Source organism: Collimonas sp. (genome assembly GCF_044339385.1).
Taxonomy (GTDB): domain Bacteria; phylum Pseudomonadota; class Gammaproteobacteria; order Burkholderiales; family Burkholderiaceae_D; genus Collimonas.
This window is the reverse complement of record NZ_JBIIVN010000008.1, coordinates 12,053-28,630: the sequence shown is the minus strand read 5'-3', so window position 1 is coordinate 28,630 and position 16,578 is coordinate 12,053. Positions and strand designations below refer to the sequence as shown.

General features: G+C 55.8%; 15 protein-coding genes and 3 pseudogenes. 14 read left to right on the top strand and 4 right to left on the bottom strand.

The window, feature by feature from the left end; genetic code table 11:
- A partial coding sequence (locus tag ACIQ0R_RS01300) for a hypothetical protein (protein WP_395822916.1) occupies nt 1-238 on the bottom strand: 238 nt, incomplete at its 3' end.
- Nucleotides 239-288: 50 nt separating this feature from the next.
- On the opposite strand from ACIQ0R_RS01300, the gene ACIQ0R_RS01295 reads away from it, so the two are divergent.
- The 4 genes and pseudogenes from ACIQ0R_RS01295 to ACIQ0R_RS01280 all read left to right on the top strand — a co-directional run bounded on the left by ACIQ0R_RS01295 (nt 289) and on the right by ACIQ0R_RS01280 (nt 3,842).
- Nucleotides 289-1,320: a patatin-like phospholipase family protein gene (locus ACIQ0R_RS01295; protein ID WP_395822914.1), complete on the top strand. Its 1,032-nt coding sequence runs from the start codon at nt 289-291 to the stop codon at nt 1,318-1,320.
- A gap of 13 nt (nt 1,321-1,333) precedes the next feature.
- Nucleotides 1,334-2,231, top strand: a pseudogene (locus ACIQ0R_RS01290) (alpha/beta fold hydrolase).
- 108 nt (nt 2,232-2,339) lie between these two features.
- Nucleotides 2,340-3,170 carry a 3',5'-nucleoside bisphosphate phosphatase gene (locus ACIQ0R_RS01285; protein ID WP_395822912.1) on the top strand — a complete coding sequence of 277 codons (831 nt, stop codon included), beginning with the start codon at nt 2,340-2,342 and terminating at the stop codon, nt 3,168-3,170.
- Nucleotides 3,171-3,344: 174 nt separating this feature from the next.
- Nucleotides 3,345-3,842, top strand: a complete 498-nt coding sequence (locus ACIQ0R_RS01280) for a hypothetical protein (protein WP_395822910.1) — start codon at nt 3,345-3,347, stop codon at nt 3,840-3,842.
- 131 nt (nt 3,843-3,973) lie between these two features.
- Here ACIQ0R_RS01280 and ACIQ0R_RS01275 read toward each other — a convergent pair whose 3' ends face one another.
- Nucleotides 3,974-5,113: an SLC13 family permease gene (locus tag ACIQ0R_RS01275; RefSeq protein WP_395822908.1), complete on the bottom strand. Its 1,140-nt coding sequence runs from the start codon at nt 5,111-5,113 to the stop codon at nt 3,974-3,976.
- A gap of 177 nt (nt 5,114-5,290) precedes the next feature.
- Here ACIQ0R_RS01275 and htpX point away from each other — a divergent pair, with 177 nt between their 5' ends.
- The 8 genes and pseudogenes from htpX (at nt 5,291) to ACIQ0R_RS01235 (ending at nt 12,660) form a co-directional block, all read left to right on the top strand.
- Complete coding sequence (htpX, locus tag ACIQ0R_RS01270; RefSeq protein WP_395822906.1) at nt 5,291-6,175, top strand: protease HtpX; 885 nt, start codon at nt 5,291-5,293, stop codon at nt 6,173-6,175.
- 89 nt (nt 6,176-6,264) lie between these two features.
- A complete protein-coding gene (locus tag ACIQ0R_RS01265; RefSeq protein WP_395822904.1) occupies nt 6,265-6,888 on the top strand; it encodes an L-threonylcarbamoyladenylate synthase in 624 nt (207 codons plus the stop codon).
- A 165-nt stretch (nt 6,889-7,053) separates the two neighbouring features.
- Nucleotides 7,054-7,713: a site-2 protease family protein gene (locus tag ACIQ0R_RS01260; protein WP_395822902.1), complete on the top strand. Its 660-nt coding sequence runs from the start codon at nt 7,054-7,056 to the stop codon at nt 7,711-7,713.
- A gap of 31 nt (nt 7,714-7,744) precedes the next feature.
- Nucleotides 7,745-8,947 (top strand): annotated as a pseudogene (locus ACIQ0R_RS01255) (tryptophan--tRNA ligase).
- 28 nt (nt 8,948-8,975) lie between these two features.
- Nucleotides 8,976-9,572 carry a class I SAM-dependent methyltransferase gene (locus ACIQ0R_RS01250; protein WP_395822900.1) on the top strand — a complete coding sequence of 199 codons (597 nt, stop codon included), beginning with the start codon at nt 8,976-8,978 and terminating at the stop codon, nt 9,570-9,572.
- 129 nt (nt 9,573-9,701) lie between these two features.
- Complete coding sequence (gene dapA / locus ACIQ0R_RS01245; RefSeq protein ID WP_395822898.1) at nt 9,702-10,580, top strand: 4-hydroxy-tetrahydrodipicolinate synthase; 879 nt, start codon at nt 9,702-9,704, stop codon at nt 10,578-10,580.
- Nucleotides 10,581-10,633: 53 nt separating this feature from the next.
- Entirely contained in the window at nt 10,634-11,815 is a 1,182-nt protein-coding gene (bamC, locus tag ACIQ0R_RS01240; protein ID WP_395822896.1) for an outer membrane protein assembly factor BamC, read from the top strand.
- A 71-nt stretch (nt 11,816-11,886) separates the two neighbouring features.
- Entirely contained in the window at nt 11,887-12,660 is a 774-nt protein-coding gene (locus tag ACIQ0R_RS01235; RefSeq protein WP_395822894.1) for an MBL fold metallo-hydrolase, read from the top strand.
- Nucleotides 12,661-12,815: 155 nt separating this feature from the next.
- On the opposite strand, the gene ACIQ0R_RS01230 is transcribed toward ACIQ0R_RS01235, so the two are convergent.
- Nucleotides 12,816-13,106, bottom strand: coding sequence for a hypothetical protein (locus ACIQ0R_RS01230; protein WP_395822892.1), 291 nt, complete (start codon nt 13,104-13,106; stop codon nt 12,816-12,818).
- Between the two features lie 707 nt (nt 13,107-13,813).
- The gene (locus tag ACIQ0R_RS01225) at nt 13,814-14,929 is read right to left on the bottom strand and encodes a JmjC domain-containing protein (protein WP_395822890.1); all 1,116 of its coding nucleotides are present in this window, start codon (nt 14,927-14,929) and stop codon (nt 13,814-13,816) included.
- Nucleotides 14,930-15,085: 156 nt separating this feature from the next.
- Here ACIQ0R_RS01225 and ACIQ0R_RS01220 point away from each other — a divergent pair, with 156 nt between their 5' ends.
- Nucleotides 15,086-15,628, top strand: coding sequence for a peptidylprolyl isomerase (locus ACIQ0R_RS01220; protein WP_395822888.1), 543 nt, complete (start codon nt 15,086-15,088; stop codon nt 15,626-15,628).
- Between the two features lie 168 nt (nt 15,629-15,796).
- Nucleotides 15,797-16,507 (top strand): annotated as a pseudogene (locus ACIQ0R_RS01215) (sugar ABC transporter permease YjfF); the annotation flags it as partial.
- Nucleotides 16,508-16,578 lie beyond the last annotated feature (71 nt).

Below are 16,578 nucleotides of genomic sequence, written 5' to 3'. Positions count from 1 at the left end.
CATAAAAGCCACCTGTTGGAAGACAAAAAATCGAGGGAAGCTCATACTGAACAACTGCGTTGAAAGTGCGTTGAAAGTGCGTTGAAAGTGCGTTGAAAGTGCGTTGAAAGTGCGTTGAAAGTGCGTTGAAAGTGCGTTGAAAGTGCGTTGAAAGTGCGTTGAAAGTGCGTTGAAAGTGCGTTGAAAAAGTAAGTTGCGCAATTGCGGCAAACACGGTTTCTATTAAAACAGCGATCACGCCGATGGCGGGCTCAATGCATTAATGATTACTCACCTTGGATGACTGGCATGCAAAACAAAACAGTATCAGTGACGTTGGCGTTGCAGGGCGGCGGTTCCCACGGTGCATTTACCTGGGGCGCGTTGGATCGCTTGCTGGAAGATCCGCGTATCGATATCGAAGGTATCAGCGGTGCCAGCGCCGGGGCGATGAATGCAGTGGCGATGAGTTACGGCCTGGCAATCGGGGGGCGTGACGGCGCGCGTCAGGCATTGGCTGATTTCTGGGGGAGTGTCAGCACCAGAGATATTTACAGTTTCATGCGGCCGGAGGCGCTGAGCGAGGTCGGGATTGCTTCGCAGGCCACTTCCTCGGCGCTGTTAAAGCACATGTTCTCGGTAACCCGAATGTTTTCGCCTTACCAGCTCAATCCCTTTGATTTGAATCCGCTGCGAGACATTCTGGCCAAACAGATCGATTTCGAGCGGTTGCGCAGCGACGGCAAAATTAAACTGTTCATCGCGGCAACCCAGGTCAGCACTGGCCGCTTACGCATTTTCCGTAACCACGATCTGACGCAGGATGCGCTGCTGGCGTCGGCCTGTCTGCCATCGATGCACCATGCGGTGGAGATCGACGGCGAAGCGTATTGGGATGGCGGCCTGACCGCTAATCCACCGATTTTTCCGTTGTTGCATTTATGTGCCTCGCCCGATGTGGTGGCGGTTCTATTGCATCCTTTCCGGCGGCCGGTAACGCCAACCAGCACTGACGAAATCGGCCAGCGCCTCAGTGAAATAAGTTTTAGTTCCACCTTCTTTACTGAATTGGGTGGCTTGGCGCTGGCCAAGCACGAAGCATGCGCCGATCCGCAGGCGCGCGGAAAAATGCACGAGCGTCTGAGAGAGCTGCAAATCCATGTGATCGATTCGGATGCGGTGATGAGCCAATTGAGCGTTTCCAGCAAATTGAACACCAAGGCGTCGTTCATCCATGCTTTGCACGATGCCGGCCGCCAGCGCGCGGACATCTGGCTGGCGGAGAAATTCACCGGTAATAAACTGCATCCCAATTTTGACCTCGACCAATTTCTCGCCTGATCATTCAACTGCGATGTCAATGCTCCCATCCCGTTCCGACTTCATCCCGCTGCGTGGCTTGCGCTATCACGTGCGTCATTGGGGCCGGGTCGGCGCCCCGAAAATTTTTATGCTGCATGGCTGGATGGATGTTGCCGCCTCGTTCCAATTTGTGGTCGATTGCTTGCGGCAAGAATGGCATGTCATCGCACCTGACTGGCGCGGTTTCGGCCAGACTCAAGGACCGCCGGTGGATACTTACTGGTTCCCCGATTATCTGGCCGATCTGGATGCGTTGTTACAGCATTACGCTGGCGACGTGACGGTCAACCTGCTCGGCCACAGCATGGGTGGCTATGCCGCCGGCTTGTATGCCGGAGCGCGCCCCGAGCGGATCAAGGCGCTGATCAACCTGGAGGGCTTCGGCGGTGCGCATATGGCGCCGGAACTGGCACCCGCGCGTTACGCCAAATGGCTCGATCAACTGCGCGCACCGCCGGCTATGAATACGTATGCAGACCTGCCGGCGGTAGTCGCGCGCCTGCAAAAAAAACAACCCGCGCCTGCGCGATGAGTGCGCAGCGTTCCTGGCCAGGCACTGGTCACGCCAGAATGATGCCGGACGGTGGGAAATTCTGGGCGATCCTACTCACAAGATCATCAATCCTGTGTTGCCCAGGGTTGAGGAAATGATCGCCTGCTGGCGCCGAATTGCCGCGCCGGTGCTGTGTGTTGAGGCGGCCGAGACGAATATGTGGCTATGGATGGGGGGCAAGGACGTGATGCGCGATGAAATCGAACGCCGTATTGCCTGCCTGCCGAACGCTCGTCACGCTGTTATTCCAGATGCGGGACACATGCTGCATCACGATCAACCGCAACTATTGGCAGAGCTGCTTGAGCGCTTCCTCCGAGAGCATGCCGGGGGCTGACCTTGCCAGCCATCCGCAGCAAAAATGTGCGTTTGCAGCATGGCAGGTCTAACCAGCGTACAATCGGACGACGATGCCTTTTCCCCCGCCTGCTAGCACAGAATAACGATGTTCAACGCCGACCTCCATTGCCACTCCAACGTTTCCGACGGCACCTTGACGCCGATGGCGGTAGCTGAGCGCGCCAAGGCCAATGGTGTCGATATCTGGGCCTTGACCGATCACGACGAAATTAACGGTATTGCCGCAGCGCGCGCAGCCGCCGCTGCGCTTGATTTGCGTTACGTGTCAGGGGTTGAAATTTCGATTACCTGGGCTAATCAGACGATCCACATCGTCGGTCTGCAAATCGACGAAACCAATCCGCAACTGTTGCAAGGCTTGGCCACCACCCGTGGTGGCCGCGAGCGGCGTGCCCGAGAGATGGCAACGCAACTGGCTGCCGTCGGTATTCCCGGTGCGTTCGAGGGAGCCTTGAAGCATGTCGGTAATCCTGATCTGATTTCACGCACGCATTTTGCCCGCTACCTGGTGGAAATTGGCCGCTGCGTCGATACCAGCGAAGTATTCCGAAATTTCCTGACAGAAGGTAATCCGGGTTACGTGCCGCATCGTTGGGCAACGCTGGAGCAATCGGTGCGCTGGATTCGCGGCGCTGGCGGCCTGGCGGTAGTTGCCCATCCCGGCCGCTACAAGCTCAGTAGCCTGGCTTTCGGGGCATTTTTTGATGAATTCAAACAGTTGGGTGGTAGTGCTATCGAAGTCATCACCGGCAGCCACACGCCCGATCAATACGGTTACTACGTCAAGGTTGCCGTCGATTATGGCTTCCTGGCCTCGCGCGGATCGGATTTTCATAGTCCGACCGAGTCGCGGGTTGATCTCGGCGGGTTGCCGCCGCTTCCTGATAATGTCACCCCGATCTGGCACGATTGGTAATCGACTTGCGTGATCTGCGCTGCTGACAAGCCTCTACACATGGCCGCATGGCCAGCATTGCTTCCTTTGCATGTCTGGGATTCTGTACTAAATTGAAAGGGCTTGGGCTGCACAAATGTCGAGCGCAGGGTGCGCTGCGATGCTATTTGTTGTCGTTGTGATCAGGAGGCCGTCATGGAACTTCATATGCATTCGCATCACTGGGAGCGTCGCCTGCCAGACTGGCCGGCCGCGGCCATCGCCGGGTTTGCCGCCGGTGCGGTGCTGATGGTGCTGGAATTGTTTTGGTCAACCATGGTGACGGAAATTAGCCCCTGGACTACTTCACGTATGGTTGCGGCGATTGTCATCGGCCCGGACACCCTGCAAGCCGGCGACTTTAGTCTCGCCGTGGTGGCTGTGGCGCTCGCCACTCACTATGTATTTAGCATCATCCTTGGGTTGATTCTGGCGACCATTATCGCGCCGTTTCACTTCGATTCGAGCTTTGGTATGGTGCTGTTGACAGGTGCTGTGTTCGGTCTGCTGGCTTACCTGTTCAATTTTTACGGGATGGCCCGCTTTTTTTCGTGGTTTGACGATATGCGCGGGTGGGCTACCCTGGTTGCGCATCTTATATTCGGTATGTCGGCGGCGATCATCTATTGGAAACTGGAGCGGCCGATAGCGTAGTGTCGGCATATCTGCCAAGTCTTCTTGCGCATGCATGGTCAAATGCATAGTGCACTTTACATAGTGCACTTCTTTATCTTTGCCGAAAATATGCGCCGCTGACAGCTTCCCGGTTGACGTCGATCTTGTGATCAGCCCAGCAGGGCCCAGGCAGCCAGCCCAGACAAGATCAGGAAGGGGAAGGAGTACAGGTGAAAACGCAGCCACAGATGACGCTCGGCACCCATGCGCAGCGCGATGATGTTGGTCAGTGACCCGATAGCCAGACCGAAACCACCGGCATTGACGCCGAAGGCGATTATTTTGTAAGCCGTAGAATAGTTCACCAGCAGTATCGTCGCAGGTACGTTGCTGATAACTTGCGAGCCGAGCATTGCCGCGAGAAGCAGTTCAAGTTGCGACAAATGCGGGATAGCGGCAACCCAGGTCTGGATGGAATCCAGTTGGGCGAGTAACTGGATGTCGATAAACATCAGAATGAAGACCAGGATTAGAGTCCAGTCGACTTTTGCAATGATTTCCCGGCAGAACAGCGCTGCGGCAGTCGCAACGCACAGTAACCCCCAGCCTGGATGGCCGAGTTCTACCGTCCCCAGAAAAGCGAGATAAAGCGCGGCGCAGGTGCGCAATAGGCCGACCCGATATGCCGCTGGATTATCTGTTAGTTCGGTATCGATGCGGCGCGCCGAAAAACAGAGGCAGGTCGCGCCGAGCAACATCAGAAAAATTACCAGCGCAAGCGGCGCCATTTGCCAGGTAAATGCGCCAAACGACAAATGCGAGCGTTGCCACAGCAGGATATTTTGTGGATTGCCGATGGGCGTCAGCAGAGACCCGGCATTGACCGCCAGCGCTTCAAAGATGACCAGTCGGCCGATCGGCAAGTTGCTCATGCCGCGCAGGCTTACGGTCAACGGCACCATGACAAACAGCGCGATATCGTTGGTCAGTACGGTTGACAGTAGCGCCGAGGCCGACACCAGAAATATCGCCAATGCACGCACATGATGCAGCCGGTTGATGATCGCGCGGCCCAGATGTTCGAGGTAACCGCTGGCCTCGATGCCAGTTGTCAGCAGCAGCATGCCGGTCAGGGTGGCGATGGTATTCCAGTCAACCCAGGCTCGGTAGTCAGCTATCGGGTGCGGAGACAGGGCTGACAGCACAATCGCCGCTAGCAGCAGCAGTTGCATCAGACGATCTCGCTGAAACTGCTGAAAAATGTTGCGCAGGAAAGATTTTTGAGCTCTCGCTTCAATAATTTCTGACATGAATTTTCTAGATTATTTGGCTAGTGTGCACGTTGCAGGTGTTTGCCACGCTAAGATTGTTAAAGTGCTGTGTTTTTTACACGCCGTCAGTCTGGCATAATTGCCACTTTTACTCTTGAAATTTGCGTCTCCGACCTTATTTTGAGCACAATTCTTTTTCAGATTGGAGCTTTCCGCATGAAACGTATTTTCTTGTTCCTTGCTACCAACATCGCAGTGATGGTTGTGATGAGCATCGTTCTGTCGTTGCTCGGCGTGGACCGTTTTCTGACGCGCAGCGGCCTCAACCTGCCGATGCTGATGGTGTTCTCGTTGGTGGTCGGTTTTACCGGGTCGATTTTCTCTCTGTTGATCAGCAAGCAAATGGCGAAATGGTCGACTGGCGCACGGGTAATTACCTCACCCTCAAATTCGACTGAGTTATGGCTCGTCGATACCGTCGGCAAGCTGGCGCAGCGCGCCGGTATCGGCATGCCTGAGGTCGCAGTGTATCAGGGCGACGCCAATGCTTTTGCTACCGGTGCTTTCAAGAATTCCGCGTTGGTCGCAGTCTCCACCGACTTGTTGGAGAGCATGACAAAGGAAGAGGTCGAGGCTGTTCTTGGTCACGAAATCGCCCATATAGCCAATGGCGACATGGTCACCATGACCTTGATCCAGGGCGTGGTGAACACTTTCGTGGTGTTCCTGTCGCGCGTGATCGGTTATGCTGTTGATCGCACATTGTCGCGCGGCAATAACGACGGTCCCGGTGTCGGCTATATGGCCGCGGTGCTGGTGTCGCAGATTGTGCTGGGTATCGGAGCGTCGTTGATTGTCGCCTGGTTCTCGCGTCATCGCGAGTTCCGTGCCGATGCCGGCTCTGCCAGGTTGCTCGGCAGCGCGTTGCCGATGCAGCGCGCGCTGGCTCGCCTCGGCGGCGTCGAGGCGGCCGCCTTGCCGGAATCGATGGCTGCGCTCGGGATAAATGACAAGCCAGGTTTCATGGCGTTGTTTTCTAGTCATCCGCCGATCGAGCAACGTATTGCGGCTTTGCGTAACCCCCAGGTTACTGCCCTGTAACAGAGCGGTCGCCACCTCGTTTTAAGGCAGCGATAGCCTATCGGCTATCGCTGTTTTTCATTTTTTGAATGATTGTGAATGTCTGAACTATGAGCCAATTTTTTCAAATTCATCCAGATAATCCGCAACTACGTCTGATTAAACAGTCGGTGCAAATCATCCAGTCCGGTGGCATCGTCGCCGTGCCGACAGACTGCTGCTATGCGCTGGTTTGCCAGCTGGATAACAAGGATGCAGTGGAGCGCGTGCGGCGTATCCGCGGGGTTGACGATAAGCATCACCTGACCATGATGTGCCGCGATCTGAGCGATATCTCGCTGTACGCCAAGGTAGATAACCGCCAGTTCAGGCTGCTCAAGAGCACCACCCCGGGTGCTTACACCTTCATTCTTGAAGCCACCAAGGAAGTGCCGCGCCGCCTCAGTCATCCAGCGCGCAAAACCATCGGCCTGCGGGTGCCGCAGCACAGTATCGTGCAATCGCTGCTGGAGGAGCTTGGACAACCGTTGATCGGCACCACGCTGATCCTGCCCGGCGAGAGCGAGGCATTAACCGACCCGGAAGAGGTGCGTGACCGGCTGGAAAAGCAAATCGAACTGGTGATTGACGGCGGTGCTTGTAGTTTGGATCCAACCACCGTGATCGACCTGACCGATGACGAGCCGCAACTGATACGCCAGGGACGTGGCGACGCCGGCTTGTTCGGTTTGTGACGGGGCTCGGCCTTGAGGTGTCGGCCTTGCTGGCATCTGCCAATGTTAATATTGGTTTTTTTGTAATTTTCGACTCTGCGGCGCGGCGATAACAGCCACACCGCGCGCCGTGTCTAACCCAGATTTGCGACGCATTGCGTCACCCCCTCTGATAGAATCCCGCCCATGAATGATCTTATCCAAACCGTTGCAGTGTATGCGCTGCCCGTGCTGTTCGCGATTACGTTGCACGAAGCTGCGCACGCCTATGCTGCCAAGTATTTTGGCGATTCCACAGCTTACATGATGGGGCGCATGAGCCTTAATCCAATCAAGCATATCGATCCGTTCGGCACCATCCTGATCCCGATCCTGTTGTATTTCTCGACCGGTGGCGCGTTCTTGTTCGGCTACGCCAAGCCGGTGCCGATCAATTTCGGCCAGTTGCGCAAGCCCAAGCGGGACATGGCGTGGGTGGCGCTGGCGGGGCCGGCCGCTAACTTCGTGATGGCGCTGATGTGGATGCTGTTGCTGATTGCGTTGGCGGTGTTCCGGGTTGAAGAGGATTTTTTTGCTTTGATGGCGCGTGCCGGTATTTTGACCAACCTGGTGATGTTCGCCTTTAATCTGTTCCCGATTCCGCCGCTCGATGGCGGCCGCATCCTGACCAGTCTGCTGCCGAATAAATACGCCTACAAGTTTGCTCAGATTGAGCCGTATGGCTTCTTTATCGTGATGGCGTTAGTGCTGTTGAAGGTATTATATTTCTGGATGACGCCGGTGATGACGGTTGCTCAGGCCGCCTTGCAATTGATCGTCTCGCCGCTATTGTTGATTTTGCGCTGATTTTCTTTACCTGATTTGACCCTGACTAACTATGTATCCTGACCGCGTTGTTTCCGGCATGCGTCCGACCGGTGCGCTGCATCTGGGGCACTACCACGGCGCCCTCAAAAACTGGGTTCGGCTGCAATCCGAACTACCCTGTCTGTTTTTCGTCGCCGACTGGCACGCGCTGACCACTCACTACGACGATCCGAGCGTCATCGAGACCAGCACCTGGGAGATGTTGATCGACTGACTGGCCGCGGGCGTCGATCCATCGCAGGCAACCCTGTTCGTTCAGTCCAAGTTGCCAGAGCACGCTGAGCTGCACTTGTTGCTATCGATGGCGACGCCGCTTGGGTGGCTGGAACGGGTGCCGACCTACAAGGATCAGCAGGAAAAACTCAGCGACCGCGATTTGACTACCTATGGTTTCCTCGGCTATCCGTTGCTGCAAGCGGCCGATGTGCTGATCTACCGTGCCAGTCAGGTGCCGGTCGGCGACGATCAGGTGCCGCATATCGAGATGATGCGCGAGATTGCGCGCCGCTTTAATCATTTATACGGTAAGGAGAAGGGGTTCGAGGAGAAGGCCCAGGATGCTGTCAAGAAGCTCGGCAGCAAGCGTGCCAAGCTCTATAACGAGTTGCGCACCGAATTTCAGCAACATGGCAGCGAGGATGCGCTTGGCCAGGCCAAGGCGATGCTGGACGATGCCCAGAATCTGTTGATGATCGACCGCGAACGCCTGTTCGGCTTCCTCGAAGGTAGCCGTAAGCTGATCCTCTCGGAGCCGCAGGCGTTGTTGACCTCAGCGTCGCGTCTGCCGGGGCTGGACGGCCAGAAGATGTCGAAGAGCTATGGCAATGCCATCGCGCTGCGCGAGGATAAAGATGTGGTCAGCAAGAAAGTACGCACCATGCCGACCGACCCGGCACGCGTGCGGCGCACCGATGCCGGCAATCCCGACAAGTGTCCGGTATGGCAATTCCACGTCGTGTATTCCGACGATGCAACCAGAATTTGGGCTGATAAAGGTTGCCGCAGTGCCGGTATCGGTTGTCTTGAGTGCAAGCAACCGGTTATCGACGCCATCATCCGCGAGCAAGAGCCCATGCACGAGCGCGCCCAGCAATATCTGGACGATCCGTCTCTGGTGCGGGCGATTGTTGCAGACGGCTGCGACCATGCGCGTAAACTGGCTCAGGATACGATGCGCGATGTGCGCGAAGCGATGGGCTTGGGCTACGCCTGATCGCTGACTTGTTATCGATCAAGCACAGATGCTGCCAGGCCAACTCGACAACCATCCATTGAGCGGCGCGGAATCGCCCTGGCTGAGCCGCTTTGGCGGTAGCTTGCCGGCGGGCGGCAAGGTGCTGGACCTGGCTTGCGGCAATGGCCGCCATGCAGTTTGGCTGGCGCGCCATGGGTTCGACGTGCTGGCAGCCGATCGCAACCCAGTGCCGCTGGCCGAACTGGCCGCAGCAGGCTTTGCCACCCGCCAGATTGACCTCGAAACCGGTCCCGCGGCGGCGTTAGAAGATTTATTCCAGACTGGTCAGTTCGCTGGCGTAGTCGTCACCAATTATTTGCACCGCCCGCTATTTCCTCTCATATTGCGTAGCATCGCCGCGCAGGGCGTACTGCTCTATGAAACATTTGCCATCGGCAATGAACAATTCGGCAAGCCGTCCAACCCTGATTTCTTGCTTGCGCCAGGCGAATTGCTGAACCTGCTACGTGCCGATCATAGTGCTTGCTGGCATGTGCTGGCTTTTGAAGATGGCTATGTAGCGCAACCGAAACCAGCCATGGTGCAGCGGATTTGCGCAGTCAAGGGCGGCGGCTCACCGGCTTTCGCTCTGCGAATCGGCTGACGAGTTCGGTTTTGCTGAATGTCGGTCGCGTCACGAAAATCGTATTTGTAACTTGTTTTACAAGTGGAATTTACCCATAGCTACGGCGATCCGCTACAATCAGTCTTTTATTTTTTCGCATTTACCATCATGATCCAGGGCAGCATTGTTGCAATCGTTACTCCTATGCGCTCCGACGGCAGTCTCGACTTACCGGGTTTGCGTAAATTGATCGACTGGCACATCGCAGAGGGAACGGATGCGATCGTCATTGTCGGTACATCAGGCGAATCGCCGACCGTCTCGGTGGATGAGCACTGCGCCCTGATCAAGCTAGCCGTAGAGCATGCCGCCAAACGGATTCCAATCATCGCCGGCACTGGCGGCAACTCAACCGCAGAAGCGATTGAATTGACCCGTTTCGCCAAGGAAGCCGGAGCCGATGCTTCGCTGCAAGTCGTGCCTTACTACAACCGGCCGACTCAGGAAGGCATGTACCAGCACTTCAAGAAGATCGCCGAAGCAGTCGACCTGCCGGTGATTCTGTACAATGTGCCTGGCCGTACCGTCGCCGACATGAGCAATGAAACCATCCTGCGCCTGGCACAAGTGCCCGGTATCATCGGTGTCAAGGATGCCACCGGCAATATCGGCCGGGGTTCCGACCTGATTCGTCTGGCACCAAAGGATTTTGCGGTTTATTCCGGCGATGATGCGACCGCAATGGCGTTAATGTTCTGCGGCGGCAAGGGTAACATCTCAGTGACAGCCAATGTGGCACCGCGCGACATGCACTTGCTGTGCGTCGCTGCAATGAGCGCAAACGTAGCCGAGGCAGTCAAACTCAACAACAAGCTGCTGCCTTTGCATAACAAGCTGTTTGTCGAGCCTAATCCGCTGCCTGTGAAGTGGGCGTTGGCTGAAATGGGTCTGATGGCGGACGGTATTCGTTTGCCGTTGGTGCGATTGTCTTCCGAGTATCATGCAACGGTACGTGAGGCACTGCGTGAATCTGGTGTATTAAAATAAGCTGCGCTGACAGGCGTTTCCAATTTCCTTCGTCTCTTTGATCCTGTATCCACATGACTATTCGCAAGAACATTCCATCGACTCAAATTAGTCTCACTCAACGTGGCGTTGTTATCGCTTTGGCGCTGGCCGGTCTGGCAGGATGCAGCTCGATCGGTTCTGTCCTCGAGCCGGATCGCATCGATTATAAAAGTGCAGGCAAAGTGACGGCCCCGAAACTGGATGTGCCACCTGATCTGACCCAGTTGCAGCGTGAAAATCGTTACGCCATTCCCGACGTAGCCCAAGGTACGGCAACCGCATCCGGTTACAGTCTGGAGCAGGGTGCCCGCCCGGCTGCGGCAGCCGCAGCGATTGCCCCTAACGCTGCACCTGACATGCACATCGAACGCGACGGATCGCAGCGCTGGCTGGTGGTGAATGCGTCGCCTGAGAGCCTGTGGCCAAAGGTCAAAGACTTCTGGCAAGATTCTGGCTTCCTGATCAATATCGAGAATTCGGAAACCGGCGTGATGGAAACCGATTGGGCGGAAAATCGCGCCAAAATTCCTCAGGATTTCGTTCGTAACACGCTCGGCAAGGTGTTCGATTCAATCTATTTCACCGGTGAACGGGATAAATTCCGTACCCGCCTGGAGCGCGGTCCGAACGGCACCACCGAAATCTATATCAGCCACCGCGGTGCCGAAGAGGTGTTGGCCGGTGCGCAAAAAGAATCCAGCATATGGACTGCGCGTCCCGCCGATCCGCAACTGGAAGCCGAATTCCTGGCGCGTCTGATGGGGCGCCTGGGAGCCGATGAAGTCAAAGCCAAGGCAGCGGTCGCCAACGCGCCATCGTTGCAGGCACGTGCCAAACTGGTAAAAAATACGGCTGGCGATTTCGTCCAGGTTGACGAAGGCTTCGACCGCGCATGGCGTCGTGTCGGCCTCGCTCTGGATCGCGTAGGATTCACCGTTGAAGACCGTGATCGTGCCAAGCGCTTGTATTTTGTGCGGTACGTTGATCAGGATGCCGATGCCAAGGACAAGAAATCGGATAAGGGTTTCTTCTCCAAATTGTTCAGCGGTTCGGATAGCGACAAAGTAAAAAATGCCGCCAGCTATCGGATTTTCGTCAAGGGCGCCGAATCAGGCAACCAGAGCCAGGTTCTGGTTTTGAATAAGGATGGTAATCCGGAATTGTCGAAGACTTCGGACAAGATACTCGGCCTGTTGAACGAACAACTGAAATAAATCGTTGATTTTGGCTGTGGAAAAATAATGGCAGCACAAGAGCAATGCGTCGTCGGTGTCAGGCGCTACCCTTGAAGTTCGCAAGCCTGGGCAGCGGTAGCGAAGGCAATGCATTGCTGATTTCTGCAAGGTCGGGTAATCGCTCCACCAATGTGATGCTCGATTGCGGTTTCGGCATACGCGAAACCGAGCGACGTCTGGCGCGTCTTGGTCTGGATGGCTCTGCGCTGTCGGCCATTGTCGTCACGCATGAGCATCAGGATCATGTCGGCGGCGTCTTCAAATTCGCACGACGGCACCGATTGCCGGTCTGGCTCACATTCGGTACTTATCAAGCGTTGCGCATGGATTGCCGCGATGTCACGTTTCATTTTTGCCGCGATGGCGAGACCCTCGCCATTGGCGATCTTCAGCTAACTCCCTATACTGTCCCGCACGATGCACGAGAACCCGTGCAATACGTGGTTGGCGACGGCAATCGCAAGCTTGGCATCCTCACCGATGCTGGCAAAATTACCGACCATCTGGTTCAGGCCCTGGGCGGCAGTGATGCCTTGGTCCTGGAGTGCAATCATGATCGACAGATGCTGGCCAATTCGGCTTATCCGGCTTCGCTCAAGCGCCGCATCAGCGGCGAATACGGCCACCTATCCAACGATAGTGCGCGTGAGATACTCGCGGCTATGGATCAGTCACGTTTGCGCAAGGTGGTTGGTGCGCATTTGAGTACGCGAAATAACCTGCCTGAACTGGCTTATGCGGCGTTATGCGGTGGGCGCAGTAGTGAGTCGGTCGAGGTGGCGATCGCCTGCCAGGAGCAAGGCTTTGGCTGGATTGATGTTTGATTCTGTGACGTTTTGCGGTCGTCTAATTTTGACTGACTGGCGGCAGGGCTTGGTGATGAATCGACCCTCAGTTGTCGCTGCCGAAGCTGATGCTGCAGGAGATAGGGCTAACAAAAAAGCCGACCCGAGGGTCGGCTTTTTTATGCAGCCAATGATTACTTGGAAGCGGCAGGAGCGGCGGCAGCTTTAGCAGCGTCAGCGGCATCAGCAGCAGCGGAACCAGCGGCAGTTGCAGCGGCGCCAGCAGCAGTTGCAGCGTCAGCAGCGGCGGAGCCGGCAGCAGTTGCAGCAGCAGCAGCGTCGGATGCAGCAGCGTCAGCGGCAGCCGGAGCAGCCATTGGAGCTGGAGTCGAAGCGTCAGCAGCAGGAGCAGCAGCCTCGTCTTTTTTGCCGCAAGCAGCCAGAGTCAGAGCCAACAGGGATGCGATCAACAGTGTTTTTTTCATGAATGTTCCTTCAGTAGTAATCAAAAATTTTGCGATGAATAATTACCGGTAATTATCGCTCTACAGGATGTTTTCGCAGTGCTTTGCCGTAACTGCGCATCGCGTTGCAACAAAAACTTTCCAGGACAGGATTATAGCTGGAATTTGTCAAATAAGACATGAATGGTTTGCCAATTAGTAAGAATTTGTATCAGCGCAACAGGCCGCGCCGACGCTGAGTCGAGCGCCCGCAAGCTGCTTACGCCGATACCTTATATCGAATTGGCATCGCTCTGTTGCGCCGCAGCGGCATTGGGTTTGTGTTTTTTTTCGGATAATCAAAGACCAGCGTATTGGCGCATTTTGCGGGGGGGGGCTTGATGGTGACAATTGGGGGCGGGAATTAATCAGCGATTAAATAATGAAATGTTGATTATTGATAATCTAGCGTAGCTCCGAAAACAATTAATGGGCAGGCTATTCCTTATAATTTTTAGTTACATTGAATTAGGTTGGCCTGCTCATTCATGCGCGTCTCAGAGCTCGGTTTTTTAAACGACGTTGCAGTTTTAATCGAATTATTATGCTGTGAATACGATTGCGGCCTTGGAATCCCCCTGTGTGCAGGGGATTCCAAGGCCGCAATCGTATTTGCGGGACGGCCGGCAGTAACCGCCGATGATCTGGACTTGTGAGGTGGGGTGGGGCAGGCGGGGGGGGGCTGGTTATCAGCCCAACGTGACCCAGCCGTCCTCATACCATGTGTAAAGCGCTTCCAGCACGTCTGTCGATACCTGAGCGGCCGTGGCGCCGTCGAGCTGGCGCTGGTCTGCCAGAAGCGTCAGTGATGCCTTGTCGGCGCGGCCAGCGGCGAACGATTCGCCGTTGATAAATACATGCTTGCCGCGGTACAGCATTTGCGTCTTGCGCGATAGTACGATGCCGCGTTTGGCCAGCGTGGCGCGGAAGCGCGCCAGCGGTCGAGCCGGTGATTCAAAGAAAACGCTGGCTTTCGGTTCTGACAGGTATTCGCCGACGAAAATTGCAATATCGTCCTCGGTGAAGCGCACTTTGTTGAGCTCGTCAGCGATCTGCGCCAGCATCTCGCGACTGATTTCCGCCGGGTGTTTGGCTGGTTTCAGGTCAGGATCGGCGTAACGACCCGGCAAATCGATCGAATCAGCCATGAATTGCAGGAAGGCCTCCCCCAACTCTTGGAACGGCGGCGCGCGGAAGCCGATCGAATACGTCATGCATTCGCCGATGGCAGTACCTTCATGCGCATATTGCGGCGGCAGGTAAAGCATATCGCCCGGCTCCAGCACGAACTCCTGCTCCGGCACGAAATTTTTCAGAATTTTTAGGGAGCTGCCCTTCACTAAGGTCAGGTCTTGGGTGGCACCGATCTTCCAGCGGCGCTGGCCGTGCGCTTGTAGCAGGAATACATCGCAGGAGTCGAAGTGCGGGCCGACGCCGCCGGTATCTGTGGCGTAGCTGATCATCAGGTCGTCCAGCCGAGCATCGGGGATGAAGCGGAACTGGCGTAGCAGGGAATCGGCGCCGTCATGGTGCAGGTTGACGCCTTGCACCAGTAGCGTCCAGTCTTTCTGGCTGATCGGGGGAAGTTTTTCGAGCGGACCGTTTGCGACCTGCCACTGTTGTTTGACGTGTGTCACCAAACGCGACTCGACATCCTCGCGCTGCGCCATTGCAAATAACGCTTCCGGCGTCAGCAGCGGGGTAAAACCAGGCAGCGCCTGGCGGATCAATAATGGCTTCTTGTGCCAGTAATCACGAAGGAATTGTGCTGGCGTCAAGCCGCCGAGGAGTGTGTTTTTTTTCATGCCGCTATTATATCGGGTTGGCTTCGGCAGAATGTTGCTTATACGAGGACGAGGAAGAATGGGCGACTGCGCCCAAGGTTTAAATTTTTTTAGTCAGCAGGGCGATGGCGTTCTGGCGGGTATAATCCGAAGCCATGTTTAATGAAAGGAATGATCATGAAGATTGCCAAAAATACGGTAGTGACTGTACGCTACAAATTGTCAGATGCCCAAGGCAATCTGATCGAAGAAGGTAGTGAGCCAATGGTGTACTTGCACGGTGGCAACGAAAATACGCTGCCGAAGATCGAGGAAGCCCTGGACGGCAAAGAAGCCGGTTACCAGACAGAATTACAGGTTGAGCCTGATGATGCCTTTGGCGAATATGATTCGAACCTGGTCAAGATCGAGCCGCGCAACCGTCTGCCAACACCGTTGGAAGTCGGCATGCAGTTCGAAGGCACGCCGGACAACGAAGATGATGAAGAGCACGCGCTGATTTTTACCGTCACAGATATCGCTGACGATAAGGTGGTGCTCGACGGAAATCACCCACTGGCGGGGATTGCTTTGCGTTTTAACCTCAATGTCACAGAAGTGCGGGCCGCGACTGGAGAAGAAATCGCGCATCAGCATGTGCACGGCGCACATGGCCATGATCACGGCCATGACGATGACGATGCTGCCGACGACCATTTCCGCAGCCATCCTATTCACTGATTTGGTAGTAAGGTGTGCCGTGCAAGTCACGGCCTGTCAGCGAAAAAAGCCGCAGACATGCTTGCATGTGCCGCGGCTTTTTTATGCCTGTTTTTTGTAAGTTCAGGGGCGTGAAAGTGGCGGCGAATCGGTCGGTCTGGATAGCTCGAACAGCCTCTTGTTGAGCGGCAAGTCTGGCACTGGCCGCCGCTACTGGTGATTGCCTGCGTACTGCTGATCGGCAGCGGCTTCGGCGCACTGATGGGTGGGCTGATCCATTTTTTCAAGCTGCAGGCATTCATCGTGACGCTGGCCGGCATGTTCCTGGCACGCGGCTTGTGCTACCTGATCAGCATCAATTCAATCACCATCGATGAGCCTCTTTACGTGGCGGTGTCGCAGGCCCGGCTGGAGATTTTTGGGGCTTTCATCTCGCCCAGCGTGGTCATCGCTGTGATGACGCTGGCACTGGCCATCTACCTCGCCCATTTCACCCGCTTCGGCCGTGCGGTATATGCCATCGGCGGCAACCAGCAATCGGCGTTGCTGATGGGGCTGCCGGTCGGCCGCACCAAAGTGCTAGTGTACGCGTTTAGCGGCTTTTGTGCGGCTTTGGCGGGGGTCCTGTTCTCGTTTTATATGCTGTCCGGTTACGGTCTGCATGCGCAGGGAACCGAGCTCGATGCGATTGCCGCGGTGGTGATCGGCGGCACCTTGCTGAGCGGCGGCTACGGCTACGTGGCTGGCACCCTGACCGGCGTCATGATACTCGGCGTGATCCAGACATTGATCGCGTTCGATGGCAGTCTGAGTTCGTGGCGGACCAAAATCGTGATTGGCGCGTTGCTGTTCATCTTTTGCGTCGCGCAACGTCTGCTGACGGTCAGCACAAGAGCCTGACGCAGACGGCGCCGAGTTAAACATTATTGAGGCAAATCGAGCACAGAAGCCACTTCCGCTCTAGAATTCCC

What these genes read in the sequence shown, in the direction of transcription:
- ACIQ0R_RS01220 (WP_395822888.1), top strand. Translation starts at nt 15,086, where the DNA reads ATGAAGATTGCCAAAAATACGGTAGTGACTGTACGCTACAAATTGTCA.
- ACIQ0R_RS01225 (WP_395822890.1), bottom strand. Translation starts at nt 14,929, where the DNA reads ATGAAAAAAAACACACTCCTCGGCGGCTTGACGCCAGCACAATTCCTT.
- ACIQ0R_RS01230 (WP_395822892.1), bottom strand. Translation starts at nt 13,106, where the DNA reads ATGAAAAAAACACTGTTGATCGCATCCCTGTTGGCTCTGACTCTGGCT.
- ACIQ0R_RS01280 (WP_395822910.1), top strand. Translation starts at nt 3,345, where the DNA reads ATGGAACTTCATATGCATTCGCATCACTGGGAGCGTCGCCTGCCAGAC.
- bamC (WP_395822896.1), top strand. Translation starts at nt 10,634, where the DNA reads ATGACTATTCGCAAGAACATTCCATCGACTCAAATTAGTCTCACTCAA.
- ACIQ0R_RS01285 (WP_395822912.1), top strand. Translation starts at nt 2,340, where the DNA reads ATGTTCAACGCCGACCTCCATTGCCACTCCAACGTTTCCGACGGCACC.
- ACIQ0R_RS01295 (WP_395822914.1), top strand. Translation starts at nt 289, where the DNA reads ATGCAAAACAAAACAGTATCAGTGACGTTGGCGTTGCAGGGCGGCGGT.
- ACIQ0R_RS01260 (WP_395822902.1), top strand. Translation starts at nt 7,054, where the DNA reads ATGAATGATCTTATCCAAACCGTTGCAGTGTATGCGCTGCCCGTGCTG.
- ACIQ0R_RS01265 (WP_395822904.1), top strand. Translation starts at nt 6,265, where the DNA reads ATGAGCCAATTTTTTCAAATTCATCCAGATAATCCGCAACTACGTCTG.
- dapA (WP_395822898.1), top strand. Translation starts at nt 9,702, where the DNA reads ATGATCCAGGGCAGCATTGTTGCAATCGTTACTCCTATGCGCTCCGAC.
- htpX (WP_395822906.1), top strand. Translation starts at nt 5,291, where the DNA reads ATGAAACGTATTTTCTTGTTCCTTGCTACCAACATCGCAGTGATGGTT.
- ACIQ0R_RS01275 (WP_395822908.1), bottom strand. Translation starts at nt 5,113, where the DNA reads ATGTCAGAAATTATTGAAGCGAGAGCTCAAAAATCTTTCCTGCGCAAC.
- ACIQ0R_RS01250 (WP_395822900.1), top strand. Translation starts at nt 8,976, where the DNA reads ATGCTGCCAGGCCAACTCGACAACCATCCATTGAGCGGCGCGGAATCG.